Source organism: Caballeronia zhejiangensis (assembly GCF_022879815.1).
Lineage (GTDB): Bacteria > Pseudomonadota > Gammaproteobacteria > Burkholderiales > Burkholderiaceae > Caballeronia > Caballeronia zhejiangensis.
Genome location: NZ_CP084287.1, coordinates 194950 through 221739, shown reverse-complemented (window position 1 = coordinate 221739; position 26790 = coordinate 194950). Strand labels below are relative to the sequence as shown.

Here is a 26790-nt window from a genome sequence, read left to right as displayed (position 1 = left end):
CGTCCGACACGGCCGTCTCCTTGCTCAGAACTGATCGTCTACGTTCATTCGTTCGTGGAGGATACGCGCCACAGCAATCGCCCCGTCGCCGGCCACATACAGCACTAGATGGTGCTCGACCGGAAGGACGCGGCAGCCTTCGAACAAGTCGTCGCGCGCGATGCCCAAAGCGGGGTTTGTTTCGAGCAGGCGCATTCCCTTCTCTAATTTCGAAGCATAGGCGTCCATCTGCTTTTGACCCCAGATCTCGAGGGTGTACTGCAAGATGTCGGCGAAGTCCTCCTGCGCGAGGTCCGAAAGAACGATAGGCAGCTTACGGCGAGACAACAGGTTTCACCTTTTTGCCCTGCCGCGAGTTCGCGATCGCTCGTTTTTTGGATGCCTCAACATCCAGCGGAGACGTCCTTCCGTTGCGTACTTGCTCCGCGCCTCCGGCCGCTTCACTGCGAAGCTGCTCGTGTCGATCACGAAGCTCCATTAGCCGCAGCGCCTCCCTGACGACTTCGCTTGCATTGTTGTAGAGGCCGGTCGCTACCTTGTCCTTGACCATTGTCTCTAGCGCGGGCGTTAAATTCACATTCATAGTTGCTCCTTTGGCCATGACCTTGCCAAACAAAGATTAGCAAACATCGCTAATCTTTGCCATGAAGCGAGGCCGCCCTTGTCCCCCGCCGTTTCGCCGCGCTGCGATCGAAGGAAAGGCCCAAAAAGCGACACAGCGGTCCTAGTTGTTGCTCCCTCTCTGACATGCGGCAAAGAAACCGTGAAAACTGCTGGCCAGACGAAATATGGCCCGGTAATGTTGGTCGCAGTTAAGCGACGGCTCGATCGCTAACGGAACCTGAGAGAACAAAATGATCGTTTATCACGGCGACGCGGCGTTCGAGCCGAACGTCACGCGTAGTGGGAATGTCTTTGTAGCGACCGCCTCGATTCTCGAGAAGGACGGTCGTTTGACGCCGCTCGGCGAACTCGGATACTTCGCCAACGAGCAATCGGCGATGCGATTCGCGCTCCTGTCAGCGACCGCTTTCATTGAGGGCGACGAGTTGCCCCTGTCACCGGTGCGTCTGTCCGCATAGGGGGCATCACGGGCGCCTGGGCGAGGCGACTTGCATTCATTCTTGTACCGGTAGCTGAAAAGCCGCTAAGCCGCGGGGTATGAACCCGGATTAGGCGACGGAAAATACGACGGCGCCTTCCTTGTTGAGTCCGGCATCGCTCGGCTCAATAATCGAACATTCCAGTTCGGGATAGGCAAGCCGTCGGTATAAGCTCGTTTCGAGCAGTTCTCCGCGAGTCCGGCGGTACAGAAGGCGTCCAGCGAAGTAGTAGTGCGGCTCAGTTGGAGCCGGTGCCCTCGCGGGAACGCGTCCGTGGAATGTCGTGCGCGTGTCTGCCTCAAACGTCGTCCATAGCTCGCCCCGCGCTGGCAGTAACGTGCCCGGTTTGACCGCGTCCGTAACGGCGTAGCCCCACCCAGCTTTCGGCAGCGAGTGTCGTGCGCCGATGTACGTGCGCTTGATTTCAAACGCGCTGCTGACGACCTCGAAATCGCAGTGGGATCGATTCAGCAAGACGAACGTGACCTTCCCTGGAGAGCCCGGGATGATGCGGGCCTTACTTATACGGATCGACAATTGCCGAGCGTCCGTACTTGAAGTCGACTCGACGTTGGTCACCTGTTCACTGAGTTTGTGTTGGCGCGCATTCGTTCCGGTACCAGTAGTCAACGAGGCGCTGCGCGTACTGCAGGTCCTCGGGATAGTAGGGGTCATACCCAAACGGCGACGGGTCGTATCCCGCTTTTCGCAACGCGGCCAACTCTGACTGGTGCTCCGCCATCGTGGGGTTCGCATTCGTCCTCAGCGCCGTCAGGTCGTGGCATTCGCGGTCCGTAAGGTACCTACCGGGCGGTGGCATCTCGCCGACCGCTACGCAACCGGCGAGCAAAAATGCCGACGCATAGGCGATCCCCCAGTGTTTCCGTGTCGCGTCCATGCTGGCCACCTGCCATTAGTCGCCGCTGCCTAGTTCGCTGTGCTTGTGCGAATGCGTAGCGGCATGGACCAGCTCGTAGTGAGCGCCTTTGCCACTTCGCGTCGGCGGAAAGTGCTCACCCTCAACGCACGTCACCTCGAAGCCAGAGCCGCCATCGCCTTCCTTCACGACCTTGTAGATGCCAGAGGTCTGAACTTTCTCGCCTGGCTTGTGCTGTTCTGCCATGATTTCCTCCGCGCTTTCGGTTATAGCTCGGAAAGAGCAAAGATTGTTCCGGCCCGATTACTTTCGGCTGAGATAGCGATTGAGGAGGGGCGTGGCACTGGCGCCGTGCAGGAACACCGACAAGACGATGGTCGCCAGCGTGACCGGCAGGAGCGGCCCAACGCGGTCGTGTCCGGCCTGTTCGAGGGAGAAGAGCAGGTAGTAGAACGCGCCGACCCCACGCAAGCCCAACCACCCGGTTAGAAACCGCTGATGGCGGTCCATCGACGAGCCAATCAAAGACAGGGTGCTGCCGATCGGCCGGGCCACAATAAACAGGAAAAGTACCGGCCAGACAACGGACCAATGAACGAGCTCGCGCCAGTGGCCAGATACGACGGCGCCGATGATGACCATCAGGCCCAGCTCGACGAAGTGTTCGATTTCGACCGAGAAGCCCATCATGTTCTCCGCGACGTACGCGTGAGCCAGTTCCGGATCTTTGGCAGCTTCCTCCCGCTGGCCCCGCTTGACCGATTCCAGCACCTCGCTTGGTGGCTTCTTGCCGGTTGCCTTCATTTCCTGCCGCCGCAGCGCGACGCCGGCGACGAAGACGGCAATGAACGCATAGCCATCGGCGATCAACGTCGCACCGTAGGCCAAGGCAACAACCCCTAGAGCAAGAAAGCCTTCCAGCCCCAGCGCGTGATCGTATTTCGTGCGCAGCTTGGTCACCAGCAGGACGACACCGGTGCCCAACGCCCAGCCGAAGAAAAGTGCGCTCGCCAGCCCCCACGCGATGGCAAGGGCAAACGTCCACGGATTTCCGCTGCCCAGACTGCTGACTCCGCAAAGCGCGAGAGCAATGAAGACCATCGGAGAGGCCGCACCGTCGTTGATTCCGCCCTCCGACGACAGAGCGAAGCGGAGTGGCTCGTCGTCGCCCGCTTCCTCGACGCGCAATTCGTTGGCCAGGACCGGATCGGTGGGTGCAAGCGCGGACGCCAGCAGCAACGCCGGCCCTGCGGCAAGCCCGAGGCCCCACCGCGCGGCGACGAACATGACCGCGATCGTAATAAGCATGGCTGGACCAGCGAGGCGTAACGTCAGTCGCCAAAGCGGTCGGGAAAGTTCGACGCGCAAGTACATCCCGATGGCGAATAGAGACACCACAAGTCCCGCTTCGGTAAGCGTGCGAAGCAGGCGCACGTCACGCTCGACGTCGATGGTCAACAGCCCGGCGCACGCCGGACCGAGGAGAAAGCCGACGATGAGGTAGACCATTGCGCCGGTCATCGGCAGCCGCTCAACCAGTTTGCGGCCCAGCGCCATCAGCACCATCAATGCCCCGACGATCAAGAACCAAACGGCTTCGATCGTCATCAGCGTCTCCTAGAGCTTCTGCAGCCTGCGGAACTGGTTGAAGTGTCGAATGGCCAGGGTCGCTTCGCCCAGTTCTTCATGGATGCGCGCGGCGTTGAAATGGGCATCAGCAAAGTCGGGGTCCTGTTCGATGCAACGCTCATAGAACTGCAGTGCCTCGCGGAAGCGGCCCGAATCTTCAAGCGCCACGCCGGTGTTGAACAGCAGCACCGGGTCGTTTGCACGGTATCGCAGGGCGTCTTGATATACCGCGATGGCCTCGTTGAACCGCTCGCTGTCCATGAGGATGCCCCCAAGGTTCAGCGATGCGTCGGTATAGTCGGGCGCGCGTTCGAGCGCTTTCCGGTAGGCCGCTTCTGCGGCGTCGAGGTCATCGTCCTCCAGAGCGCGCGCCTGCCGGAACAGGCCGACAGCTTCTTCGCGAGCTCGCTGCTCGCGCGGCGCTTGCATGGAGGCGACGTTTCCCGTCGCCTGTCCCGGCTCGAAATCCAGCAGCAGTTGACCGGTCTCCGCATCCCACTGGCGGCTTGCCTCGTCCCGCACGGCGACGCGATCGCCGACAGCAGCAATGCGCACGCCAGTGAGCGATCCTTCGCGGCCCCAGCTTTTTTGAAGGTGATCGAGTGCGCGGACGATCTTCATGGGCGAGACACCCGCCACTCGGAGCGCATGCGCGGTCCTGAGCATGACAATGTCCTGGAAGGTGAAGCGCCGCTCGCCTTTTTCGCCGCTCACCGGTGACACGAAACCCGCGGCGATCAACCGTTCAACGACGCTGCGCGACACACCGAGCATGCGCTGCACATCCCGAAGGCTGTACCCGTCGTCTTGCATTTCACCGTTTCGTGCCAGTCTTGCGCGCCGGTGCCGGCTGGTCCTCCGTGGCCGCACGGCGCACGGCACGGCGCTTGGGCGCCGGCGCAGATTCCGCTGCTTCTTCCGCTGGCGCGGCGGTGCGCGCGCTCCTGCGTGCCGCTCGCGGTGCGGCTGGCTGTTCGGCTGGCCGTTCGACAGACGGCTTTTTCTTCAAACTCGCCCTTAGTGCTTCGACGAGATCGATCACCTGCGCGCCGGGCTGTTCGACGGCGGGCGCGGCGGTGATCTTGTTGCCCGCGATCTTCTTGTCGATCTCGGCGAGGATGCGCTCTTTCTCCTCGTCCTTGTACGCGGCGGCGTCGTAGCTGTCGACGCGGTACTGCTCGATCAGTTGTTCTGCGAGCTGCAATTCCGTGGGCTGAATTTCGGTTTCTTCGATCCCGATATCGGCCTGCGAACGGACCTCATCGGCGTAGAGCAAGGTCTGGAGAATGAGGCCGTCGTTACCGGCGCGCACCTGCACCATGTGCTGCTTGCCCTTCCACGTCCAACGGGCGACGGCGCACGTGCCGCTGTCCTTCATCGCTTCCTGCAGCAGCCGGTACGGTTTGCCGCCGCGCTTGTCGGGAGCGAGGTAGTAGGGCTTGTCGAGGTAGATGGGATCGATCGCGTCGGTCGGCACGAACGACACAATGTCGATCGTGTGGCTCGCGCTCGCTTCCAGCGCTTCCAACTCCGACTTCTCGAAAATGACGTACTTCTCTTTCTCGAACTCGTAACCCTTGACCATATCGGCGCGCTCGACGACTTTTCCGTCGTGCGGGCAGACGTACTGCTGCTTGAGCCGGGTGCCGCACTCTTTGTGCATCAGGTTGAAACCAAGCCCTGACTTGCTCTCCGTGGCCGTGTAGACCTTCACCGGCACGGATACGAGACCGAAACTCAGCGTCATCGAGGCAATAGAACGCGCAGCCATAGGAACCTCTCGCGTAGGTTATCTGGCCGGCCACAGTCGATGCCGCTCTTGGCGGCGCATCCCAGTCACGCGGCAAGGCCAACGGGCGTTTTGCGCAAAACGGGTGCCACACCTCCCAACCCAAGCCGCAACGACGAAGAAGGCGGGGACCCCTTCCGCCTCCGTGTATATTTTCGACAACGGAGGGCTAAAACAGTGTGCACGAGCTATGAGTCTAATCCGAAAGACGCGTTCGACGTCTTCAGTCTGTTCCCGGTGCCGAACTTCGAATACAAGCCGGAAATCTACAAGGACTATGCCGCGCCGATCTTCCGCCGCGTCGATGGTGAATATTTGACTGACGCAGCGACGTTCGGGATGGTCCCGCGCAAGTTCATCCCGCAGGGCGTGAAAGCCTTCGATACGATGAACGCGCGATCCGAGTCAGTGGGGCAAAAGACGAGTTTTCGCACTGCGTGGAACAAGCTGCAACTCGCTCTGATTCCATGCCGCCGGTTCTACGAGCCAGACTACGAGACTGGCAAGGCAGTGCGCTGGCGCATCGGCATGGCCGATGGCGCGCCGCTCGCGATCGCTGGGTTGTGGCGCGCATGGAAAGACCCCGCCGACGGTTCAACGAGCCTGTCGATGACGATGTTGACGGTCAACGCCGAAGATCACCCGTTGATGAAGCGCTTCCACAGGCCGGGATCGGAGAAACGGTCGGTGGTCATCATCCCGCAGACGGAATACGAAGACTGGCTGTCATGCAAAAGCACGGACGAAGCGCGCTCTTTCCTGCAGCTTTATCCGGCCGACGCAATGCATGCGGAGCCGTTTCCTCTGCCACCCCGAACCGCCAAACCGAAGGCAACACCTAACGTCGATCTGGCGCAAGCATCGCTCCTTGCTGATGAGGGGGGATGATCGAGAGCACAGTAAGGCCGACGCGAAGTTGTTGCCCCGGCGGCGGCCATAAGAGGTTGACTCAGGCGCGGCTGCCGAGCGCGCGCTCGATCTTGCGATCCGTCTTGTACTGGCCGAGTGCGAAAACGGACCAGATAGCGGCTGGGATCCAGCCGATCAGCGTGATCTGCAACAGAAAGCAGATGATCCCAGCGATCGGACGGCCGATCGTGAAGAATTGGAGCCATGGAATGATGATGGCGAGAAAGAGGCGCATGTTGGGTTCCTTGATGGTTCGACGAGACCGTGATAACGGCCCCTTGGATAAATCCTTAACGGAGCGGAAGTGCGTGCTGCCTCCCGCCCCCGGCTCGATTAATTGACGACCAGAGCGCCGCCATTGCCGAGGCCGCCCTTGACGTTCTGCGCCCGGTATTGGCGAACTGCGCCAACGAGATTGTTGAGGGAGTCGGTGAAGGCAGCGACGACGACCTTGCCCTGCGCGGTTCGTGCGTAGGCACCGCCGCCCGCAGCGCCAGCGCCGCCGAAGCCGCCGGCGAACACGCCGGAGAGCATGCCGAAGTCGACGTTACGCGCCGATCCTTCGGCAGCCGCCAACTGGACGCTCGAGCGGTTGTCGACGAGCGTCAGCATGGTCGACGCTTCCTGCGCCTTCATCGTGCCGGCGGCACCGGCGAGCACACCGCCAACCACGGGCACGAACGCGAGCAGGCCCGCTGCGCCGCCGCCAGCGTCGCGGTTGCTGAACGTCACGGTCGGGCTGATCGTGTAGTCGGCCGCGACCATCTGGCCCTTGTGCATCTTGGAGTTCTTGCGCAGTTCGCCCGATGCGTTCAGCGAGCGTTCACCCATCGCAGTGCCGAGCGCGCGGCCGCGGTCGACGATCACGAAGCAGTTGCTTTGCTGGACGAGCAGCTTCAGAACGGGCACCGTCGAACCGAGCTGGTACTGACCCGTGAGAAGGCCGTACCACGGCGCTTCCGTATCTTCGACGATGGCGACGGTGCCCAGCGGCGCCGTGCAGTGCTGAAGGCCTGCGTTGGCGTTCTGCGACGCTTCGCCGGCAGCGGAACCGGTCGCCGCCGTCTTGGCGGACTGCGCGCCCATCTGCATTTCGGAGCAAGCGGACAGGGCGAAAACGGACAGGGCGGCCACGCCGATCATTTTGAGCTTCATATTTCCTCGTTGTTGTGTCGTGTGGTCCTTCGTATTGGCGTCAACGACCAAACGGACCTTTAATCAAAATCAGTTTCTTGCTTCGCGACATCGGCTCAGCGTGTCTGGCGTCGTGAGTCAGCCAGGGCAGCGGCCCGCGTGCAAAGGCTCGTCGAATTCGGTACTGCGCCGGCTCGCTCCAGCGAGCCGGGTCCTGCGCGCGTTTAGGGAGGTGTCGCCCGCCGTCTGGAGCCGGGAGTCAAGGGGCAGGGGTGCTACGTGCCGGGGAGGTCATTGGCGACGCGGCGTCAACTCTCCCAGGGCGATAACAAGGCTACCGGCCAAGAAACGACGGCAGGACTGAAAAGAGGCGTCTTTTTGATGCTCTTTCATCGCTGACTGCCTAACGCCATCGGCGCTCAAGCGGGGTCACGCGCCACCACACTCCGTCGAGGCTTGATGCCTGCGCACGGATGCGACGCATCGCCCCCCGTTTCACCATCAGCCCGCCGTCCTTCACGAACCCCATGCCTTTGAGCGCTTCAGTGGTGTAGCGCTTTCTCAGCGTCGCGTAGATGCGCGTCATGACGACTTGCCGTCCGAAGCAGCGCCCACCTTCGGAGGGCAGTCGAAGCCCGTTCGATCCCCGCGGATCACTTCCACATCCGCGCGGTTCGCCCGCACGAGTACGTCGCGCGACCCGTTTGTTTCGTCGAAGAGCCGTATGTACGAGCTTCCGCCGACCCCATGCCACACGGCGCGGGCGTCGCGCGTACACCACTTATCGGTGGTCGGAAGCTTGCAGAACTGCACCTTCACTCCGCTCGCCGTAGCGATTGCAGTCAACTGCGTATGCTCAGCATCGGAAAAGATCACAACTTGGCCGGGCGCTGAGCGCACGCCGAGGTTCACCATCGACAAATTCAGGAGAGCGGGGCGGGTGGCGACGAGCGCGCCAAAAATGGCCACCGCCAAGAAGACCACCGTGAGACGAATATCGCGCTGCTGCACTTTGGACGGAACGATCAGCACGATGATCGCGGTGATTGCGCCTACAGCAGCAAAGAACATAAGGGTCGCGTGCATGCGGGCGTCGGGGGACTGGTCTCTGACAAAAACAAGCAGATAGGCTAGGGGGAGCGCCACGAGAAACGACATAAAAATCATCGATCCGCTATCGACTGCGCGATGCAGCGAAGCCGCCGGCGGCTCCCCGCGCCGCTTGAGGCGGAAGTTATTGGCGACAACGAGAAGCTTGAGCGCCCACAACGTCGAGAAGGCCCCGAAGCCGACGCCGATCAATGCTATGCAGGTGAATGAGAACGCGGCGGACGCCAAGAAGAACGCATCGCCCAGCGACAAACCCTCGGGCACGATGCTTTCGAAGTAGCAGTAGGCGACCAGTATCAGACCGCCGAGGAGGAGGACCGCTTTCCATGCGGCCGCGAATGCAGCTTGAATGACGTCGATGAGCGACTTAATCGCGTCGACGGGCTCTTTGTTTTTAGGTCCCATGTGATGCCTCGCTAGGTGATGATAGCGACGCGAAACAGTCGCGTCATGAACAAGGCTAGCGAGCCAAGCGCAAAGTCAAGGAAGTGACTTGCTAATTCTCAGTGGAGCCGCGCAAACGTATAAAGGAGCACTTCCTTTTGGCCCAAAAGAAAAGAGCGGAGGTGGTGCCTCCGCCCTTCTCTAGGATCGACTTCCATTCGATGCGCTTGCGGCCTGTTTTTGCGCGTTACTCAGGCACAACGTGGAACTGCTTCTCGCCGCCCAAGACTTTGGCCGACGCATCGGCTTCCGTCGTGAATGACCAAGTGACGTCGATAGGATGCGTGTCGCCATGCAGCGCTTTAAGCACGCCGGTCACATGAACCGAATACGCTGTGTTTCCTTTGAGGGCGGTGTACGGGATGCACATGGCGCCGTTCGTTATCTCTGCGTTGCCGTCCGGCGTAGGTTGAAAACACGGGACGTCGTTGCCACCGCTATCAGTGAGTTTGATGCTGACTGAGCTCAGGTGCCCCGTTAGCTTCGCCTGAATCGTCACGGGGTAGCCGACGTAGGTGTTCTGATACTGCGGCTGACTGGCGAACGGGTTCGGATTCTCGGCTGCGAACCACCTAGCCGGCACACCCGTTTGACCGGAGTATGGATACGCGACGAGCTGCGTATCGCCAACGACCGATGAATATCCGCCGAAGTCAATGTTGACCGCCTCCCACGTCGCACTGGTCGATGCGCCAACACCGAGCGAGGCATAGCCCTCAAGCATCAAAAAGCGGTGGAATGGTGCATCGAATAGCGATGTGACGCCGGTCAACGACGTCGCAAAAGCCCGAATGTCTCCAGCTATCGTAACTTCACCGAACACGGCATCCGAGCGAGTAAAGGGCGACTGTCCCGTGTAGCCTGGAAGTCCTTGCGTTTCGTTATGCCCAGTTGCCTGGTTCAGTACCAAGTAGTTGGCGTGGTTCAGCGACGACGTCACCAGCTTCTGATCGACGGTGAGTTGGTTGAGACCGACGTTGTGGCGTACCGCGCTCACAAACGCGATGCTGTCCGCTGTCGCGTCCCCCGTGGCCGAGACATTCTGCGGCGCAGATGCGGGCGGGAGCAGCGTCACCTTCTGCGACGAGGCCAAAGAGCCAGTCGGATCGCCCGCGTTGGTGGAACCAGTGCCGCCTTGGTTGCTCGTGCTGTGCGAGTCGGAGGAATCCGAGCCGCCGCCGCACGCAGCGAGTACGGCGATGGTCAGCGCGGTCACCGCAGAAACACGGACGGGCGGCAATAAAAAATACAATCTTTTCAAAATCAAGCCTCGTTAAATTCTGGACGCCTGCGCGGCGCTCCGATTGTTTCGTCTCGTCATCGACCCGGTCGTAAGCGCACGGATGGTTGACAAACCAGTGTTGTCCGAAAAGGCGCTTGTCAAGGCGGTTGAGTCCCGCCCACCAATGGTCGCGCTGCGACGATTGCGAATCGGCATGCCAGCCCGGACCAGCATGAGCATGGTGAACAGAACGCCGGTTCATGAGCGGGCAAAAGCTACGGTTTTTCGAGCGCCTTTCGCCCGTAATTGACGATTGCCGGCGATGTATCGTTCGCAAGGGTGAGCGCCGCCGGCGAACCGAGTCGAACCGCTAAAGCCCGGCGTCGAGCGACCGATAGAAGGGTTGGCGGGCGTTGGCACGTCGAAGTCGCGGTGCTGCTGTCAGCCTCATCGTTGAGGGCGGTACGTGTACTGATGATGGCGCCGGGACAAAGCTTGGCTTTGAACTTACCGAAAAAGATCGAACAACGGGAAACGCGGAGAAAAAATGCATACGGAGATTTTTATGACGGCACTCGTCGCGCTGCTTATTTGCGGGGCTGTCATAGCTCGGATGATGCCGGCTCCCTGCTCGGCCAAATCCTTCTCTTCTGTGCACCCGCCGTGTTTCTGGCATGGCAAGTGACACATCGGATACGTGAGCGCTTGCGCAGCAACTAGAGCCGGAAAGCCTGGACGAAGATAACAACGTGAGCCGCTACCAGATAGACGCCGCTGACTGACCCACAAACAACACGAATATGAGCACCGCGTCAATCAAAGCGATGGCCGAGAAGATCGAGCGTCTTGAGAAAGAGCTTGCGACCTGGCAGTCAGCGTCGCACCTCCCTTCACAGTTGGGAGACTTTGCGCGCATTCTGCGCAGTCATGGCATCGCCACCGTTTTCCACGCTGGAAAAATCGAACCTATAGACGGTGGTACCGCGGCCGAAAGCCTGCAGGCGGCAGTGGAACAGTTTGGCCGCCGCGAGCGCCTTACGCCCGAGTGCAAGACGAGACTGATCGCGGAGATTTCCGGATCCCTGTTCGACGCTACCGACGGCTTCGACTCAGCTAAGAAAGCCAAGGCGGCTTGAAAGTACAGCGACGAGTTCAGGAACCGTCGACATAGTTTCGCGTGGGTAAAATTGGACGCGTCTACCTTTCGCGCCAAGGTCCGCGCATCCGACTCTATGGCTTTCTCGCATCGACGATCGACGTATCTCCGACTTGGCGCAGTGGAAGCTTACGCGCGCCGGAAGCGTCGCGTCATGAAAATCGCGGACAGTCCGGTCCTGTTCACCGTGCAGGCGGCTGACCCGATGATCATCCCCGAGGCGCTGTTCGCGCTGAAAGGGGGCGATTGCCTTTCTCCGAGCGACCTCGAGCCCATTGTCCCCGGTCTCGGCGACATGCCAACCTCCTTCGGACCGGCGACGGCGGCGAACCCACTGCATACGCTAACGGCCGTGACCGATGGGATCCTCGTCGTTCTCGAGTTGGCACAGGAGGCGGAAAGGGATTCCGCGCGAGCGGAGGCGAAGCTACGTGGAACCCTAGCGCGGTTCATCGTGACGATGCTCTGGCCGCCGGGATCCGAGGTCGACGAAGCGATGTGACGGCGAAGCGTCCCCCGAAGGGATAGGACGCCACTTGCAGCAGTAGCCACGAACGGTCGTATCGCGCACGTTCATCTGCCGACACCGGCACGAAGCCGCACAGAAGCACCTGCTTCCAAAGTTTCCGTGTTCGGCCAACAGGAGACACTCGACAGGAGGCTCTAAATTAGTGACAAAAATACAGGCGGCCTGCGTCGAATGCATATAACACTATGAATCATGGAAATTATCACTTGCTACGACTGTTCAAGGCCGACTACATAACGTCGTCTTCTCTCGGAGCTCGATCTGTGTGAACCGAGCTAGTTGACGTAGTGCCAATCTTGGGAAAGAGCGAGTGAACAAATATGCCCGCGTAAACGGCAAAAAGACTTTCGGTCAGAAGAAGTATCCTTTTGAAATCTTCAAAGTTGGCAAATACCATGTTATACGCCTTCGCGAGAATACTTACACCAATAAGCGCAACCAGTACCAAGGGAATAGCGAAAGACAGCGACGCAAAAGTAGGCGTGACTTGCTTTGTTTCGTCAACGAAATTATGTCGATCGCTGACGAAAAAGGTCACAACCGATGCACTGTAACCCGATACCATCGGGATAATAATTGCCAATAAAGTGGTAAGTTCATCGACTCGGAACGCGGCTTCCGCATACAAGGTCAAGCACAGAAGTACCAGTGCAAAATGCGATGCGACGAGAAAGATCCCCAGCCGATACTTTAGTTTTCTTTCGGTCATGACTTTCTTTACCCTAATGTCGGTTAGCCGAGTCTATGTAGTCTCGAATCGATGTGGTTAATTGCTTTGTAAAATTGCTCAAATCCTCCGAATAGGCCGGTTCCATGTCTTGAGTGAACTGGCTATCAGCCGGGTAGGCACCTAGGCCGCTAGCAAGACGGCCATCTACAATTGCGCGAAGCGTAACACCGTGATTCTCTGCTTCGGTGATGAATACTGTAATCTGCAGACGCTCCCACTGTTTTCCTCCGTGTATTACTCGCCCCTTTAGTCCGCGCACGATCACCTCTACATAATCGGGAGTTAATGAAAGGCGGGTAATGTTATTATCCGCGGTTCCAAGTTCTCCGGCGAGAAACGATATGATTTTTGTATTTAATCGGACCGTTGAGGCAGATAGAGCTTCTTTGCCCGATATAGCGGCATGGTTTGCGGTCCTTAATGGCGCAGAACCGGATGCACCACCGCACGCAGAGAGCCAATGCATAGAAGCAATCTTACGGGGCACTCGATAAGCGACGCCTTCAAGGCAGCCGTACTGTGCATGAATAACAACTTGGGTGGACGCAACTTGCAGAAGCGACGCGGTTTTTTGAATAATCCGCTCCCAAATGGATGTTCCATACTGACGCTCAAAATCTACCACAAGGAAAGCGTAGTCCTCTTTAATGTCAACGTAAACCGAGATAATCTTCCCAGAATCAGATATCGACACGTCGCGAATAGAAATCCCCAATCCAATCGCGGAAAGCCAGTTTGATAGGGCGTGAGCACTACGGCGAAGGTCAATAGGGTCCTGGCCAAGAAACCTTGCGGTCGGAACTGAAGAGGCCATCGGCACCGGAGCAATATCGCCACCTAGAGAGGCCCGGGCGAAAGCGCAACACACGAGGACGAATATCTGTTGGGCGATCAATGCTCGGCAGGACCGTCCCATTGGCACGACGCGCTCCCCTTTTTCTCTCTTGCCTTAGTATAGTTCGTGCGAAGTCCAAGCCAAGCACGGCACGCTGGCGGTGCGGTATTTCGGGTTTGGGTCAGATTCGCTGCGCTCCGCGGCAGAAAATCTTTGAGATCAACCGAAGCAGTCGCCGAGCGTCTCTTGTGGGTCGGTTCCCGTCAGTGCGTCAATGGAAGTTACGGCTCGACGTGGCTAAGTTGCCAAGGAGTCCGGTCATGTCGACAAGTCGATTCGCGACGAGGTGCTTTACTTCGCCTTCCTTCTGCCAAACGCCATAGACGCCAAGCAGCGAAGCCCCGAGCGCTTCCCTCCGGAACTTCTCCACCAAAGACGGCCAGACGATCACGTTAATTTGGCCGGTCTCGTCCTCTAGCGTGATGAACAGCACGCCGTTCGCCGTGCCCGGCCGCTGACGCACGGTGACGATCCCGCACGCCTTGGCGAGACGGCCGTTCGGATACGTGGCGAGCTTCGACGCAGCGAAGATCTTCTTCTCGTTGAGCCGTTCGCGCAGCAAGGCAAGCGGGTGGCGATTCAATGTAAGGCCCGTCGAGCGATAGTCGCTAACGATCTCCTGCGCCTCGTTCGGCGCGGCGAGCATCGGCAACTCTTCTTCGCGCGTGGTAGCGCGCAACAAGTCTTTGTCGGGCACCGCCGCTACCGCCTGCCAGAGGGCCTCGCGTCGGTTGCCAGATAGCGAGGAAAGGGCGTTCGCGTCCGCTAGTAGCTGCAGGTCGCGGCGATCGAGGCGGCCTCGGTTCGCAAGATCGTTGACCGACTCGAAGGGACGCACGGCTCGCGCGGCCTCGATGCGGGCAGCGGACTCGTCCCGCATGCCCCGAATCAGCGACATGCCGAGGCGCACCGGCGCTATCGAGCCGTCGCCTTCGAGGAACGAATCCCAGTTGCTGACGGTGACATCGATCGGCAGTACCCGCACCTTGTGACGCTTGGCATCCTGAACCAGTTGCGAAGGCGAGTAGAAGCCCATCGGCTGACTGTTAAGCATCGCGCACAGGAACGCAGCCGGTTCGTGGCACTTCAGCCAGCAGCTTGCATAGACGAGCAGGGCGAAGCTCGCGGCGTGGCTCTCCGGAAAGCCATACTCGCCGAAGCCCTGGATCTGCGCGAAGATCGATTCAGCGAACTCGCGGTCGTAGCCGCGATCGAGCATGCCGTTCACGATGCGGTCGTAGTAATGCTGTAGCCCGCCTTTGCGCTTCCACGCGGCCATTGCGCGCCGAAGCTGGTCGGCCTCGCCGGCGCTGAAGCCTGCGGCAAGCATCGCGACCTGCATCACCTGCTCCTGGAAGATCGGCACGCCGAGCGTGCGAGCCAGCGCGGTCTCCATCTCGGGCGAGGGGAACGACACCGCTTCCAGTCCTTGCCGCCGGCGCAGGTACGGATGCACCATGCCGCCCTGAACGGGGCCCGGCCGCACGATCGCGACTTCGATCACGAGGTCATAGAACTGGCGCGGCTGCAGGCGCGGCAACATGCTCATCTGCGCACGAGACTCGATCTGGAACACGCCGACGGTATCGGCCCGACAAATCATCTCGTAGGTGGCTGGATCTTCGGCCGGGATGTCCTGCAGTTCGAACGGCTCGCCGCGCTTCTTCGCGATCAGGTCGAGCGTGCGCCGAATCGCTGAGAGCATGCCAAGCGCCAGCACGTCGATTTTCAGCAGGCCGAGCGCTTCGAGGTCGTCCTTGTCCCACTGGATCACGCTGCGATCGACCATCGCGGCATTTTCGATGGGCACGAGCCGCGAGAGCTTGCCGCGCGCAATGACAAAGCCGCCGGTATGCTGCGACAGATGCCGCGGAAAGTTGAGCAACTGCGAGGCGAGGCTTGCCCACTGCTGAATCATCGGCGTTGAGGTGTCGAGGCCCGATTCGACAAAGCGGTTGAGCAGGTCCGCACTGGAGTCGAACCAGTGGTGCGACTTCGCCACCTTGTCGACGATGACCGGATCGACGCCCAGCGCCTTTCCGGAATCCCGTAATGCGCTCTTGGGCCGGCATGTGGTGACGGCCGCCGCCAGTGCCGCGCGGGTGCGCGTGTACTTGCGATAGATGTACTGGATGACTTCTTCGCGGCGCTGGTGCTCGAAGTCCACGTCGATATCGGGCGGCTCACCGCGCTCCTTCGAGATGAAGCGCTCGAACAGCATGGAGCTGCGCGCAGGATCGACCTCCGTCACGCCCAGGCAGTAGCAGACCGAAGAGTTCGCCGCTGACCCGCGGCCCTGACACAGGATTCCTTCGTTGCGCGCGAAGCGCACAAGGTCGTACACCGTGAGAAAGTACGGCTCGTACCGAAGCTCAGCGATGAGCGCGAGTTCGTGCTCGATCTGCGTCTGCACCTTGTGCGGGATGCCTTGAGGAAAGCGGCGATGCGCGCCGATGTACGTTTCCTGTCGCAGGTAGGCGGTCGGTGTGGTGCCTTCGGGGATCAGCTCGTCGGGATACTCGTAGCGCAGTTCATCCAACGAAAAGGTGCAGCGATTCGCAATCGTCAGCGTCTCGGCCAGCGCCCCCTCGGGATAGAGATTCGCGAGCCGCAGCCGGGCGCGAAGGTGTTGCTCAGCGTTCTGCGCGAGTTCGAACCCGCACTCTGCAATCGACCGGTTCAGGCGCACAGCCGTCAGCGTATCCTGCAGCGGCTTGCGAGAACGCACGTGCATGGTGACAGCGCCGGTGGCCACGACCGGTACGCCGTGCTGGTCGGCGAGGTACTCGACGATGCCGCGGTGGATATCGTCCATCGCGCGCGCGTGGAGTGTCAGCGCTGCCCAGCAACGGCCCTCGAACGTGCGGGCGAGCCATTCCATCTGCGCATCCAGTCGTTCCTCCTTTGCCGGATATTCGGGCGAGAGGATGATGAGGCAGTCGGGCAGGCCCTTCAGATGTTCGTGCGGCGCTTCGGGCCGCGCGAGATCGTTCGGCGTCAGCAGGTAGGTACCCTTCGATGTGCGCGTGCGCGCCAGGGTGATGAGTTCCGACAGATTCCCATAGCCATTGCGGTTCATGGCAAGCGCCGTGAAGGCAAGGGCAGGCGTGCCGTCGGCGTTGGTCAACTGGAAATGCGCGCCGACGATGAGCCGGATATTGGCTTCCTTCGCGGCGACGTGGGCGCGCACGATGCCCGCGAGCGAACACTCGTCGGTGATGGCGATCGCGAGATAGCCGAGCCGCTCGGCGCGCAGGATCAGTTCTTCCGAGTGCGAGGCGCCGCGCAGGAAGGTGAAGTTGGAGAAGCACTGCAACTCGGCATAGCCGGGCAGCATGGAGGTGTACACGTCCATCGCTTCACCCAAACAGGCCGTGCAGGAACCATCGAGGATCTTCTTCGGCGCGGCTGCCGACGCGCTCGCGGTAGATCCAGTAGCAGGTGTGGTCGTCAGCTTCCGCGACAAAGTAATCGCGCGTAACGAGCTCGCCGCCCCACCATCCGGCTTCTACGCGCTCGCCGGGCGAAACCGTACGCAACGGACTGCCATAGAACGGCCGGTGCTGGCGCGTCATCAACTGGATGGGCGTCTCCAGCAGCCATGAAGGGCGCGGCTGATCGCCGGGCAGCGCACAGCCTCTCACGTCGCTCGACACCGGCACCCAGTTCGATACGATCTCGGGCCGATGGTCGGCCACGGGTGCCGCGCGCAACACGTTCTCATGGCCAAGCCGCGCGACGAGTAGTTCCATCAACCGGTTATGGTCGGCCGCGCTCCCGCCTGGCTCGGGGAATAGTGAGTCGGACGGCGGCTCGGCCGCTTCGACGTCATTGACTTCGAGGCGCACGGCGATGACCGCGGCCGCCAGCTCGACGCGTCCAAGCCGCTCTTTCAGCAAGCGCGTGAGGTGTTCCTCGTGCCAAGTCGGCTCGGCGAGCGCGACCTCAATCGTCGTTGGCGGCAACGCCGCGCGCCCGCGCTCATGTTCGAGTTCGATCGAGAAGCGCGTGAGCGCCAATTGCTTGCTGGCGAGCCAACCCGTCAGTTGCACAATGAGCCGCCGCGCGACGAAGAGCACGGCTTCCGCATGCTCGACGCGATCCGGCAACTCGATTCGTGCGTTGAAGGACGGCGGCGTCTGGACCCATTCATAGAGTTCGGGCGATTCGCCGACGGCGCGATCGAGCGTATCCAGCAGCGCGGTACCGCAGCGTTTCTTGAGACCGGCGCGCGGCAAGCGCCGCAGGTCCGCGACGCTCGTGCATCCGAGACCATCGAACCAGTCGGCATAGCGCCGCGCTTCCAACACCAGCAAGGCGGGCAAGCGCGGCAATTGACGCATCAGCGAGCGGATAGAGAGACGGCGGCCGCCGCGATATCGGGCCATGAGCCATGCGCTTTGGCCGGTGGGCGCGACGCTCATCCGCACCGTGAAGCCGAACGCGGCGAGCGACGCGCGGATCGCGCGGCGCAGTGCTCGCACGCCACCAAAGAGCCGCAAGCTCGCGGAGACGTCGACCAGCACCGTCTGCTCCTCAGCGATTGACACTTGCGGGCTGAACTGCATGAGGGCGGTCGCCACATCGGCAACCGCCTGCTGCTCCTTCAATTCGTCTTTGTCGTGAATGCGCGCATCGGGCGCGAGCGTGAGAACGCCGCCTTTGCGCATGCCTACGCGAACGCCTGCGTCGTGCGCTGCCTGATCGAGCGCCACGACACGCTCGTGATCGAGCACGACCAAGCCGGAAGTCGTCTCACTCGTGGACGACCAGCTCGGCTGGAAGACTTCTCGGCTGAGGTGCGGCAGATACACGCCGATCCACAATTGCATGGCGATTCAACAGGATAGGCGAATGGGTCAGTCCAACGACAAGCGGCTCATCACGCGCCGGGCCGCGGCGCTTGACGAACTCCAATGAAACACTGTCGCGCGCAGGGCGCACAGCAATGCGAAGCGGGGCAGGCGACGTATCGCTGGCAGCAGCGAGCGGCCGGACCATGAAGAACAACGACTCGCTCGTCTGCGCGGCAAGGTGCAGGCGGCGTAGCGCTTCCGGTCGCACATGCGTTTGCCAGAAGATCAGCGCGCCGAAAGTCCCTGCGCGAAGGATCTGCTCGCCCGCCCAAAGCGCATCGGCGGTCTTCTGAGCGCGCACGACGTTGATCGACGTCTCAGCCAGACCCCAGTACGCGGCCGCTTCGGGTTGAAAGCGGTGAGGCGGCTGCAGAAATGCAATGCGCCGTGACGCGACCGCCTTTAGCGCCGGCAGCAGCAATCGCATTTCACCCACGCCGGGCTGCTGCACCAGCAGGTCGGTCAGCGCGCCCTTGGGCCAGCCGCCTCCCGGCAGCTCTGCGGCAAGCGTCTCGGATCCGCACGGCACGACGTTCACGCGAGCAGAGGCCAGTTGCGAACCTCGCCACAAACTTGGATGAATGTCTTCGAGGGCTAACGCTCCCATGTCGAACCCAGTACTGTATGTTTGTACAGTAGTCTACAGGAAGGGACAGCGGTTTGGTATGTCGGAGAAGTGCAACAACTTTCTCAGCGCGAGTAAGCTTGTCGCAGTAAAACGTCAGTCTTAATTGCCGAATCGGTATGACTTACTCAGTTTCGCCGACCCGGCTTTCCGTCTGCGACGAAGGAGACTGTGCTCGCGTAGACGAAAATCGTAACGCACACCTCACCCATATCATCCGAACCAAGAACAGCCCGTCGTGAAGATGGCGCAAGGGAAGAAGAATCTCATTCCACGCTAACGATTGCGAAAAGGCTGATTGCCTCTCGCAAACGTTTACCCTGTGTAACTAATTGTTGCAAAGTGGCTTTTGTAATCAGACAATTCGTTCGCGCCTTGATTGACAGCGCGACGAGCAAGTCGAAACTACACACTGGTCTGCCGCTATGAACACCACCTCCGACCTCAGTGCTATCCGCGAATTGAACATGTCGTACCTCATGCTCGCGCAGCGGTTTCTGGCATCGGATCGGGAAGCGGCACAGTCGCACTTGGGTCTCTCGGTGGATATGGCAGACATGCTTCTGAAGCTTTCGCCGGAACAGACGCTGAAACTCGCATCGTCGTCGCAAGTGCTGTGCTTCTTCCGCATGAGCACGGATGCGATGCTCGCGGGCCTCGCCGGTCGCAGCCACGACGTTGTGGCGTCGCCCGTCGCTAACGACGTCCTTTTGGCGGCCTGATGATGACCACGACTACGCCTTCAAAGAGCCTCGCTGACGAAGCTGCACAAGTCATGCGCGCCATCACGCTGATCAAGCTCGGCGCACGCATGCAAGTGCTGGAATCGGAAATCCCGACGATTTCGCGTGAACGGCTCATTCGCCTGTATCGAGAAGTGAAGGGCGCATCGCCGCCCAAGGGCATGCTGCCGTTCTCGGAGGACTGGTATCTGACGTGGGCGCCGAACATCCATACGTCGATGTTCGCAAACGTCTACGCCTTTCTCGAGGCGAACAGCAAAGGCTTGGACCGCGTGGATCTGCTGACTCGCGCGTACTCGCTCTATGCCGAGCACTTCGACATGATCGGCGAGCCGTTGCAGATGGACCTGACGCGCGCCTGGACCTTCATCCGTTTCAAGGACGCGGGCATCCTGCGCCTTGCGGGCTGCACGCGCTGCCGCGGGAAATTTGTCGCACACGCACAAGACCCGTCGCACTCGATGGTGTGCGGCATTTGCCAGCCGCCGTCGCGCGCCGGCAAGACGAAGGCAGCCGCGAAAGCAGCGCTCGAACGCGACGCCGCGCTGCAAGCGCAGGCGGCTTGACCGCGCATCAGCGTGCGGTCTTCGGCACGTTTAAGGCGCAACAACCCGCAACTCATCGAGCCACAAGGGACCGGCGCCTTGCAGGAGAATTAGAGGGCCAGTCCTAGCCCCTTTTCATAACCATTTCTCCCAGTGGCGATACGCGGAATATCGCAATCGTAATGGCAATGATCGCCCCGGTAACTATCACCGCATTCCAAGCACGATAAAAGTATTTTTCGTATTCACAGGGCACGCTTCGCACCAAAATCTGTTTCCCGCCCAACAATTCAATTTTTTCTCTTCTTCGCCCGTCCCAAAGTCCCATTAATCCAACGAACAGAGTGAAGATCGCGCATGCGAACCACCAGAAAGGATTCGACCAGTAGATGCACACAAGGTTTAGCCCCCACAGAATCGAGCCGAAGATAAGACCATAACGGTGGGAGTTTTTCCTAGCGCGGGCTGCGCGCCTAACCTCGATCGCCTGCTCTTCGGAAATACGATCAATGCCCAACGCCAGCAAAATACCCAGCTCGTAGCCAGAGAACCTTCCTGGAACGGCGATACCAACCGTGTTTTGACTTTCGCGCTCCCCAGCGGAGGGTGGAGGCTCGTTGGTCTGCGCTTCAGTTGCCCGCCGAAGTCCCCGACTCACCTCGTACAAAAAATTGGCTATCGCTCTCCGCACCCGCAGGTCGCGTTCGCTGCCCATGCCCGCGCTTAGTAAGTCCCTCGCGGCATCGAGAAGGAAGGGACGCATTGATACAGCGTCCGTCAATTGCGCCACAGCCAATAGTCGCTCGGCCGAGTCAGCGCTGTGGAAATTAGAGACGATTTGGTCCGGGAGGGCACATAAACTCCTCGCATAATTTTTGGCAATGATGATTTCGCCTGAGTTCCTTCTCACGTACCGCTGGGGCGTCATTGGTAGCCCGGACCGCCTAGCTCGCTGGCTGACATACACAAAGAGGTCGTCTAATGTGATGCACGCCTTCCCTGGCGCAGCAGCTCCAGTAGCTAAGCCTTCGACGATCCATGAGGTGAAGTACGACAGTTGACGGTGCGTGTCATCATGAACGTTTTTCGCGTTGTGAGCGTCGAACGCGTACTGCATTGCGTTTGTTGCGGCAAGGACATAGTAGCCCTCCGACCCTTCGCCGGGATCAAAGGTTTTTTCTGTGACGACAGGAGCGCCTTTATGCCCCTCGGTGAACACTCCGCTATGGCAGCAATCAAGGACGACCACAACCTTACCGGCTCGTGAGTCGACCAACTTAGCTTGTAGTTCGCTCGCCGGGAGGCTCCGAGCCCAAGGATCCGCCAGCAAGCTTTCCTCCGTCGCAAGGTAAAGCGAATTACCTCTCCCGACGATGCCATGCCCTGAATAATAGAGAAGCACCATGTCCGAGGGGTGACGGGCTCTGAGCAGATGCGAGATCTTGTCGCGGATTATCAGTAGACTCTCGTTGATACTCACATCTACGCTAAAGCCGGCACGGTTGGGATCGGCGAGAACGTCGCGGAGCGCCTCAACGTCGGACTCCGGAGCCCTTAAGGCACCAAGGTCTGGATCACCAAAGCGAGTTATTCCAATCAGCAGAGCATAGCTTCCCATGGTCTATCCCTTGGGACGAAGCTGCTCTGCAAGCGCTGCAACTTCATCTGGCGCGATGCTGCGCGGATCAAAGGTTACCTCCACCGAGTCGCGGGATATCTTGAATACTACTGGTGGCTGTCCCGGACGACTTGCGATCGCCTTGATAATGCTCAATACGCCCGTGATTGCCTCCACCGGAATAGCGATCAGCAAACTGCCAAGTGCATCAACGAGTCCGCCTTTCTGCCCCGCCGGCGCCGGTTCTTGCACCGGCTTGACCATGTCCACCTGCGGAACGTTCTCTAGCGTCTCCAATAGTTCGAGCCTCAAAGCACTAATTTCGCGGTCGTTTAAATCTTCGCTCAGAATGTCGAGTTGGATTTCCATGGGCCTCCCTCAGTTGTCGCCTGTGGTCACTCCCTCCCATAGTATGCGCATCCGCCCGGTTTTCCAGCCCTGTCAAAGCGTAACTGCCGCCGCAGGGAAGAGGCCTAGGCCCCGGTGACTGCGCTGACGTCTCAACCGCCGACAGCTCGCTCCCACAATGCTCACGGCCGTCCGACATCGGTCACTGCGGCCGATGGTGGGCCCATAAGAACATCGCCGATCTGGCGCAGCCGCGTCGCAGTGAGTTGCTCGACGAGGCCAAGGCTGCTCAGCTGCTGGTTGGTCTTGTCGGCGATCATCTGGAGTTCACCGCCGCCTTTCGCCGCTTCGACGACGGCTTCCTGTTCCGCCGTGGGTTTGTATGCCTTGGCCACCGAACGCCCTTACGAAAAGAAGCAGTGTGCCGCAAGTTCGACTGACAGGCCTCGGGTGAGCTTGCTGGCGGCTGCTACTTGCGTCAATCGGCGACGAAGCGGAACGGGAAGACAAGACGGCCCAAGTCATCGCGCTCAAGCGGAACATCCGGACCGTCCAGCAGCTTCTCGACCTCTTCGACCTCGGGCAACGGCGGCCACGGCCGTGCTTTAGTCGCCCATGATGGAATCTCGGTCTGACGAACGAATGCAAACTCCTCGGGCTCGTCCCATACGGAATCGAACGTCTCGTTGAGGATTTGCTGCATATAGGCGACGTGTTCAAGACGCATCGACCACCAGTGACGGCGAATGCGGTCTTCGCCGGCGATCACGGTGCGCGATTCGAGGTCGAGCACGAACCGGTGCTTCATGTACGGGTCGCTGGCCCATAACGAGTCCCACTCGCCGACCGCATATCGTTGCTTTACTCCTGCCAATAATGTCCCCACTGGTGGTGCTCGCGCGCCTCGACGGCCACCGCCATGATCTCGCCTAGGCCGAACGCTGGGTTGTCACGTTTTACCGCGATGAACCGGTCGACAAGCGAAGGCGCAACCCGGAGCATGCACAACGCCTTCAACTCAACAAAGTCGAAGAGGCTAGTCATGATTGGCCGATTCGCGACTAGGGCGCTAATCTCGTGGCATAGCACCGCTTGCCGTCGATCCGGCAAGCCGCGCTTCTCCATCACGTCGGTGAACACTGCTCGTTGCGCGAGATTGCGGTCCTCAGCAGTGGCGAATTCTCTGGAATCGATCTCCAGCAGCGCGAGGTTGATCTCGTCACCGGCGGCGATGAATTCGGAGAGCACTGGTTCTTCTTGGTACATGGCGATGAGCGTCGTCTTACGGTAGACCCTATTAGCGGCTGCAAATGAACATTCTTAAGAGATTGCCTAACAGTCAGGCGACTCTAAACAGCCGCGCAAGAGTTCGTCGAGTCATGCTGCAGCAGGTCGGTGCACATGAATTCCACGATCAGGGCGATTTGCTCGTTCGATCCGCGCGTACGCCACAAAGGTCCTGCATCGGCAACACGGCCGACAACCAAATAGGACTCTCGCTCGAGTCTTAGCTTAGAGCTGACCCTGAGCTCATTTGCGCCGGCGCCTAAGAACTTGCAACAGCCACGCGTCGACGGGGCGGGCACTTGCCAAGTCCACAAAAACGGGCAGACTGCCGCCGACGATATCACGTGACTCAACGGCGACAAAGGGGGGCTTCCATGGTTCGCCAACTGGTCGAGTGCTCGGCAAGTCAGCCGCGTTGAAGTCGAGCGAGTATTCGGTGAATCGCCGGTCCGTTTCCACCACGACGCGCGTGCGGTCCACGCGAATGCCCCGAAGCTCCTGGCCGACAATGCGCCCGATGACGACGTCGAGTTCTTGCTCCCGCGCGAGGCGAACGGTTCCTGCGTGGTGCTCACGATGCAGGTGGACCACAACAGCCGCTGTGGGCTTTTCTTCAAGTAGCACCAAGCGGTAAGTCGCGACGCGAGGCTCCCGTTTCTCATTCGCGTAGACGATGTCTCTAAATTGACCTAGATACGCCATGCTCCCTCCGTTAGCTGCCGCGACACTATCGCCACGACTCACTACCGAGCCTACGGAGCGGCGAGCGAAGTCAAGGCAAGGCGGCAAACCGATCTAGGGTGCGATGTGGCAGTCATAATGCTGTCGAGCAGACATATGCCGCCGCTAAACCGACCGACAAAAAATGGACAGCAAACCGCCCAAGCTAGTAGTCAAGCGTGATCCCGAGGGGACCCGTCGCCGCATTCTCGAAGCGGCAAAAACCCAGTTCGCTAAGTTCGGACTGGCCGGCGCGCGGACCGACGCAATTGCCCAGGTCGCGGGTACGAACGAACGAATGCTCTACTACTACTTCGGCAGCAAGGAGCTTCTCTACGTCGCCGTATTGGAGTCCATGTACGCCGACTACGCGAAGAAAGAGAGCGAGCTCGATCTAACCGGCCTGCAACCTCGCGAGGCGATGGCAACGCTCGCCAGGTCCATCTGGGCACACCTTTGGGACAACCCCGAATGGATAGGCTTGATCAACAACGAGAACCTGCATCAGGGCCGGTACCTGAAGTCTTCAGAAAAACTCAGCGAGACGATCTCGCCAGTGGTTGAAGTCGTCAGGTCGATTCTTGCGCGCGGAGCCGATGCAGGACAGTTTCGTAGCGGAATCGATCCGCTTGACTTTTATGTCACGCTAGTTGGTATGGGCTACTACATCGCTTCAAACCGCTTCACTATCAACGCGTTCACCGGTCGCGATTATTCGCACTGGTCTGATCGGCAGAAGATCTCCGAAATGCATTTGGAAATGCTGGACGCCTATCTGCGTTCCGCAACGTAGCCGCGCGAACGCCGATGTGTCGAGTCGGCGCCGGCCGTTGCCGACCCACTTCGGCCTTTCGACCTCGCGTGCCGGGAATGACCGCTCTCAAAGCGCAACGGTCCTTGCAGTAGGCCGGTCGGTCCTTCGCGTGAGGCAATTGACTCCGAGTTCGGTCAACGTCGCGAGTTACGACCGCCGCCCTCGCGATATGAGTGACAGTCAGCAACGCCCGATCTTCTCCCAGAGTGTCCTCAAAGTCGCGAGACGGCGCCTGAGGGCCAATTCTCATTAAGCAGCGTCGCCGTTAATTCCAGTTTCCCCGCGAAATCTTAAGAATCCGATTTTTGGAGAACTCGGAGACGTAGAGCGCTTTGTCGGGACCAAACACAAAACCAGTTCCCGACGATGGACCCACACTGAATCCGGATCCAATCAAGGTGGCTTTGCCATTAGTGTCGAAGCGAAAAAGGTCGCTTCCATTAAGCACATAGAGTTGGTGCCCAAAGCCCCCTGCCCCCGGACCGAAAGCAAGATATGTATCAAGACCGGACAACCCGGTCGCAAAAGCGCTGTTTTCCAGCGTTCCATCCGCGTTGTAAATGCTGATTGTCCCATCTGCCAGCGCCGCGAAAATTCGGTTATTTCTGTCGACGGCGATACTGCCAGCCCGGATCGGCAAGGATATCAGTACAGTCGGCGTGCTTCCGCTGCTTGTGAGGATCCGGGGGCGATCATCAGAGAAAATAAGGAGTCCAGAACCATCGAACTTCATGTCATCCACATCAGCGAAGCCCGCATTAAAAATAACCGTCGCTGTTTGGTTCGGGAAGATTGCCGCGAGGATTCCTCCTCCCCCGACGAGGACCGAGTTTGATATGCCACTGATACGACCCGTAGCGTCAAAGAGAACTGCATCCGGGTCGACCATGGGTGGACCGAATTCGGAAACTGGACTTCCCTCTGGAGCGATCCGGTGAATCCGGTTGTTTCCTCCCTGTCGTCCCACATACAGCGAGCCGTCGAGCCCGAAGGACAACTTCATCGGCTGGTCCACATTGGAATAAACTTCGATGCTAAAGCCCGACACCATGTTCGGTAGTGCTGACTCTATACGCGGAGTCTGCTTCCGATCAGCCGCCGCCATTGACACGCTTGTAGGCGCAGCCGCGGCGCCGTTAGCGTCGCCGCCGTCGCCGCCGCCACACGCACTTAGAAAGAGACAAAGAATCGCTGCTCCAAGTAGTCGAGATTCGAATTCTCGATAACTCATCTCCGATCCCCTTCGCGAAAGGTCGTGGCCTGAAGTGAATCATGCGATTCGCCACTATCGAGAATGCACAAGGGATTTGTTGGTAAATATCCTTTTAATGGGTACTATATCCCCTGGCTCCGCGCTAGTCGTACTCATGGCATACCGCCTCTGCCTGTCATCAACATTAGGCGATCCGCTCAGGCCAAATTAAGCAGAATGGTTGAAAATGAGGGATAGCGCACGATCAGTTTCCATGGCGAAATTGCAAGCCGAACAGTGCAACTGACGGCGTGTGATGCTGGCCAGCCGGCCGCCGCTGAACGAAGAAACGAATCTACTTCTCGCCACCTCAGATGTGTTCGTCGAATGACCGGTAGCGGCCGGCTTGCGGAAGTGCCGGCGGCAATCCGCTTATCGAACAACGGCTACTGAGCGAGGGCGGACGGGGCCTCCGTCAGCCAAACTGAACGACGACCTCGACCGGCCGCTCATGG

The 26790-nt window shown here is 59.8% G+C and carries 32 protein-coding genes; 7 read left to right on the top strand and 25 right to left on the bottom strand.

Annotated elements, in window-relative coordinates; genetic code table 11:
- Positions 1 to 24: 24 nt before the first annotated feature.
- Both LDZ23_RS30685 and LDZ23_RS30680 read right to left on the bottom strand, forming a co-directional pair.
- Positions 25 to 327, bottom strand: coding sequence for a type II toxin-antitoxin system RelE/ParE family toxin (locus LDZ23_RS30685; protein ID WP_244808749.1), 303 nt, complete (start codon positions 325 to 327; stop codon positions 25 to 27).
- Positions 314 to 583, bottom strand: a complete 270-nt coding sequence (locus tag LDZ23_RS30680; RefSeq protein ID WP_244808748.1) for a type II toxin-antitoxin system ParD family antitoxin — start codon at positions 581 to 583, stop codon at positions 314 to 316. The genes LDZ23_RS30685 and LDZ23_RS30680 overlap by 14 nt, the downstream gene beginning before the upstream one ends.
- Before the next feature lie 271 nt (positions 584 to 854).
- Here LDZ23_RS30680 and LDZ23_RS30675 point away from each other — a divergent pair, with 271 nt between their 5' ends.
- The gene (locus tag LDZ23_RS30675; RefSeq protein ID WP_244808747.1) at positions 855 to 1082 is read left to right on the top strand and encodes a hypothetical protein; all 228 of its coding nucleotides are present in this window, start codon (positions 855 to 857) and stop codon (positions 1080 to 1082) included.
- Positions 1083 to 1172: 90 nt separating this feature from the next.
- On the opposite strand, the gene LDZ23_RS30670 is transcribed toward LDZ23_RS30675, so the two are convergent.
- The 6 genes from LDZ23_RS30670 to ku all read right to left on the bottom strand — a co-directional run bounded on the left by LDZ23_RS30670 (position 1173) and on the right by ku (position 5380).
- Entirely contained in the window at positions 1173 to 1577 is a 405-nt protein-coding gene (locus LDZ23_RS30670) for a hypothetical protein (protein WP_244808746.1), read from the bottom strand.
- A gap of 109 nt (positions 1578 to 1686) precedes the next feature.
- Positions 1687 to 2001 (bottom strand): DUF4148 domain-containing protein, encoded by a 315-nt coding sequence (locus tag LDZ23_RS30665; RefSeq protein WP_244808745.1) that lies wholly within the window; start codon positions 1999 to 2001, stop codon positions 1687 to 1689.
- 15 nt (positions 2002 to 2016) lie between these two features.
- Entirely contained in the window at positions 2017 to 2226 is a 210-nt protein-coding gene (locus LDZ23_RS30660) for a hypothetical protein (RefSeq protein WP_008343290.1), read from the bottom strand.
- 57 nt (positions 2227 to 2283) lie between these two features.
- Positions 2284 to 3588 carry a cation:proton antiporter gene (locus LDZ23_RS30655; RefSeq protein WP_244808744.1) on the bottom strand — a complete coding sequence of 435 codons (1305 nt, stop codon included), beginning with the start codon at positions 3586 to 3588 and terminating at the stop codon, positions 2284 to 2286.
- Between the two features lie 9 nt (positions 3589 to 3597).
- A complete protein-coding gene (locus LDZ23_RS30650; protein WP_244808743.1) occupies positions 3598 to 4422 on the bottom strand; it encodes a tetratricopeptide repeat protein in 825 nt (274 codons plus the stop codon).
- A gap of 1 nt (position 4423) precedes the next feature.
- A complete protein-coding gene (gene ku / locus LDZ23_RS30645) occupies positions 4424 to 5380 on the bottom strand; it encodes a non-homologous end joining protein Ku (RefSeq protein WP_244808742.1) in 957 nt (318 codons plus the stop codon).
- A 195-nt stretch (positions 5381 to 5575) separates the two neighbouring features.
- Between ku and LDZ23_RS30640 the strand changes: the two genes are divergently transcribed.
- Complete coding sequence (locus LDZ23_RS30640; protein WP_244808857.1) at positions 5576 to 6286, top strand: SOS response-associated peptidase; 711 nt, start codon at positions 5576 to 5578, stop codon at positions 6284 to 6286.
- Between the two features lie 61 nt (positions 6287 to 6347).
- On the opposite strand, the gene LDZ23_RS30635 is transcribed toward LDZ23_RS30640, so the two are convergent.
- The 5 genes from LDZ23_RS30635 to LDZ23_RS30615 form a co-directional block, all read right to left on the bottom strand.
- On the bottom strand, positions 6348 to 6542 hold the full coding sequence (locus LDZ23_RS30635; RefSeq protein ID WP_035510755.1) for a hypothetical protein: 195 nt from the start codon (positions 6540 to 6542) through the stop codon (positions 6348 to 6350).
- Between the two features lie 98 nt (positions 6543 to 6640).
- Complete coding sequence (locus tag LDZ23_RS30630) at positions 6641 to 7462, bottom strand: CsgG/HfaB family protein (protein ID WP_244808856.1); 822 nt, start codon at positions 7460 to 7462, stop codon at positions 6641 to 6643.
- A 382-nt stretch (positions 7463 to 7844) separates the two neighbouring features.
- Positions 7845 to 8027, bottom strand: a complete 183-nt coding sequence (locus LDZ23_RS30625) for a hypothetical protein (protein WP_244808741.1) — start codon at positions 8025 to 8027, stop codon at positions 7845 to 7847.
- Positions 8024 to 8956: a hypothetical protein gene (locus LDZ23_RS30620; RefSeq protein ID WP_244808740.1), complete on the bottom strand. Its 933-nt coding sequence runs from the start codon at positions 8954 to 8956 to the stop codon at positions 8024 to 8026. Before LDZ23_RS30620 ends, LDZ23_RS30625 begins: the two co-directional genes overlap by 4 nt.
- 226 nt (positions 8957 to 9182) lie before the next feature.
- The gene (locus LDZ23_RS30615; protein WP_244808739.1) at positions 9183 to 10262 is read right to left on the bottom strand and encodes a CAP domain-containing protein; all 1080 of its coding nucleotides are present in this window, start codon (positions 10260 to 10262) and stop codon (positions 9183 to 9185) included.
- A gap of 755 nt (positions 10263 to 11017) precedes the next feature.
- Here LDZ23_RS30615 and LDZ23_RS30610 point away from each other — a divergent pair.
- Positions 11018 to 11353, top strand: a complete 336-nt coding sequence (locus LDZ23_RS30610; RefSeq protein ID WP_244808738.1) for a hypothetical protein — start codon at positions 11018 to 11020, stop codon at positions 11351 to 11353.
- 174 nt (positions 11354 to 11527) lie between these two features.
- Positions 11528 to 11875: a hypothetical protein gene (locus LDZ23_RS30605; protein WP_244808737.1), complete on the top strand. Its 348-nt coding sequence runs from the start codon at positions 11528 to 11530 to the stop codon at positions 11873 to 11875.
- Positions 11876 to 12131: 256 nt separating this feature from the next.
- Here the strand turns inward: LDZ23_RS30605 and LDZ23_RS30600 are convergent, their stop codons facing one another.
- The 5 genes from LDZ23_RS30600 to imuA form a co-directional block, all read right to left on the bottom strand.
- The gene (locus LDZ23_RS30600; RefSeq protein WP_244808736.1) at positions 12132 to 12611 is read right to left on the bottom strand and encodes a hypothetical protein; all 480 of its coding nucleotides are present in this window, start codon (positions 12609 to 12611) and stop codon (positions 12132 to 12134) included.
- 13 nt (positions 12612 to 12624) lie between these two features.
- Positions 12625 to 13527 carry a hypothetical protein gene (locus LDZ23_RS30595; protein WP_244808735.1) on the bottom strand — a complete coding sequence of 301 codons (903 nt, stop codon included), beginning with the start codon at positions 13525 to 13527 and terminating at the stop codon, positions 12625 to 12627.
- A 211-nt stretch (positions 13528 to 13738) separates the two neighbouring features.
- Positions 13739 to 16882, bottom strand: coding sequence for an error-prone DNA polymerase (locus LDZ23_RS30590; RefSeq protein WP_244808734.1), 3144 nt, complete (start codon positions 16880 to 16882; stop codon positions 13739 to 13741).
- A gap of 4 nt (positions 16883 to 16886) precedes the next feature.
- Positions 16887 to 18359 (bottom strand): Y-family DNA polymerase, encoded by a 1473-nt coding sequence (locus LDZ23_RS30585; RefSeq protein ID WP_244808733.1) that lies wholly within the window; start codon positions 18357 to 18359, stop codon positions 16887 to 16889.
- Positions 18283 to 18990 (bottom strand): translesion DNA synthesis-associated protein ImuA, encoded by a 708-nt coding sequence (gene imuA / locus LDZ23_RS30580; RefSeq protein ID WP_244808732.1) that lies wholly within the window; start codon positions 18988 to 18990, stop codon positions 18283 to 18285. Before imuA ends, LDZ23_RS30585 begins: the two co-directional genes overlap by 77 nt.
- 443 nt (positions 18991 to 19433) lie before the next feature.
- Here imuA and LDZ23_RS30575 point away from each other — a divergent pair, with 443 nt between their 5' ends.
- The gene (locus LDZ23_RS30575) at positions 19434 to 19730 is read left to right on the top strand and encodes a flagellar transcriptional regulator FlhD (RefSeq protein WP_244808731.1); all 297 of its coding nucleotides are present in this window, start codon (positions 19434 to 19436) and stop codon (positions 19728 to 19730) included.
- A gap of 2 nt (positions 19731 to 19732) precedes the next feature.
- Positions 19733 to 20317 carry a flagellar transcriptional regulator FlhC gene (flhC, locus tag LDZ23_RS30570; RefSeq protein WP_244808855.1) on the top strand — a complete coding sequence of 195 codons (585 nt, stop codon included), beginning with the start codon at positions 19733 to 19735 and terminating at the stop codon, positions 20315 to 20317.
- A 103-nt stretch (positions 20318 to 20420) separates the two neighbouring features.
- On the opposite strand, the gene LDZ23_RS30565 is transcribed toward flhC, so the two are convergent.
- The 6 genes from LDZ23_RS30565 to LDZ23_RS30540 all read right to left on the bottom strand — a co-directional run bounded on the left by LDZ23_RS30565 (position 20421) and on the right by LDZ23_RS30540 (position 24251).
- Complete coding sequence (locus tag LDZ23_RS30565) at positions 20421 to 21914, bottom strand: caspase family protein (RefSeq protein ID WP_244808730.1); 1494 nt, start codon at positions 21912 to 21914, stop codon at positions 20421 to 20423.
- A gap of 3 nt (positions 21915 to 21917) precedes the next feature.
- The gene (locus tag LDZ23_RS30560) at positions 21918 to 22283 is read right to left on the bottom strand and encodes a hypothetical protein (protein WP_244808729.1); all 366 of its coding nucleotides are present in this window, start codon (positions 22281 to 22283) and stop codon (positions 21918 to 21920) included.
- Between the two features lie 161 nt (positions 22284 to 22444).
- Positions 22445 to 22657, bottom strand: coding sequence for a hypothetical protein (locus LDZ23_RS30555; protein WP_244808728.1), 213 nt, complete (start codon positions 22655 to 22657; stop codon positions 22445 to 22447).
- A gap of 83 nt (positions 22658 to 22740) precedes the next feature.
- Positions 22741 to 23055, bottom strand: coding sequence for a hypothetical protein (locus LDZ23_RS30550; protein WP_244808727.1), 315 nt, complete (start codon positions 23053 to 23055; stop codon positions 22741 to 22743).
- Between the two features lie 68 nt (positions 23056 to 23123).
- Positions 23124 to 23528, bottom strand: a complete 405-nt coding sequence (locus LDZ23_RS30545; RefSeq protein ID WP_244808726.1) for a hypothetical protein — start codon at positions 23526 to 23528, stop codon at positions 23124 to 23126.
- Positions 23529 to 23792: 264 nt separating this feature from the next.
- A complete protein-coding gene (locus LDZ23_RS30540) occupies positions 23793 to 24251 on the bottom strand; it encodes a hypothetical protein (protein ID WP_244808725.1) in 459 nt (152 codons plus the stop codon).
- Between the two features lie 163 nt (positions 24252 to 24414).
- Between LDZ23_RS30540 and LDZ23_RS30535 the strand changes: the two genes are divergently transcribed.
- On the top strand, positions 24415 to 25062 hold the full coding sequence (locus LDZ23_RS30535) for a TetR/AcrR family transcriptional regulator (protein WP_244808724.1): 648 nt from the start codon (positions 24415 to 24417) through the stop codon (positions 25060 to 25062).
- A gap of 286 nt (positions 25063 to 25348) precedes the next feature.
- Here LDZ23_RS30535 and LDZ23_RS30530 read toward each other — a convergent pair whose 3' ends face one another.
- On the bottom strand, positions 25349 to 26314 hold the full coding sequence (locus LDZ23_RS30530) for a hypothetical protein (RefSeq protein ID WP_244808723.1): 966 nt from the start codon (positions 26312 to 26314) through the stop codon (positions 25349 to 25351).
- Positions 26315 to 26790 lie beyond the last annotated feature (476 nt).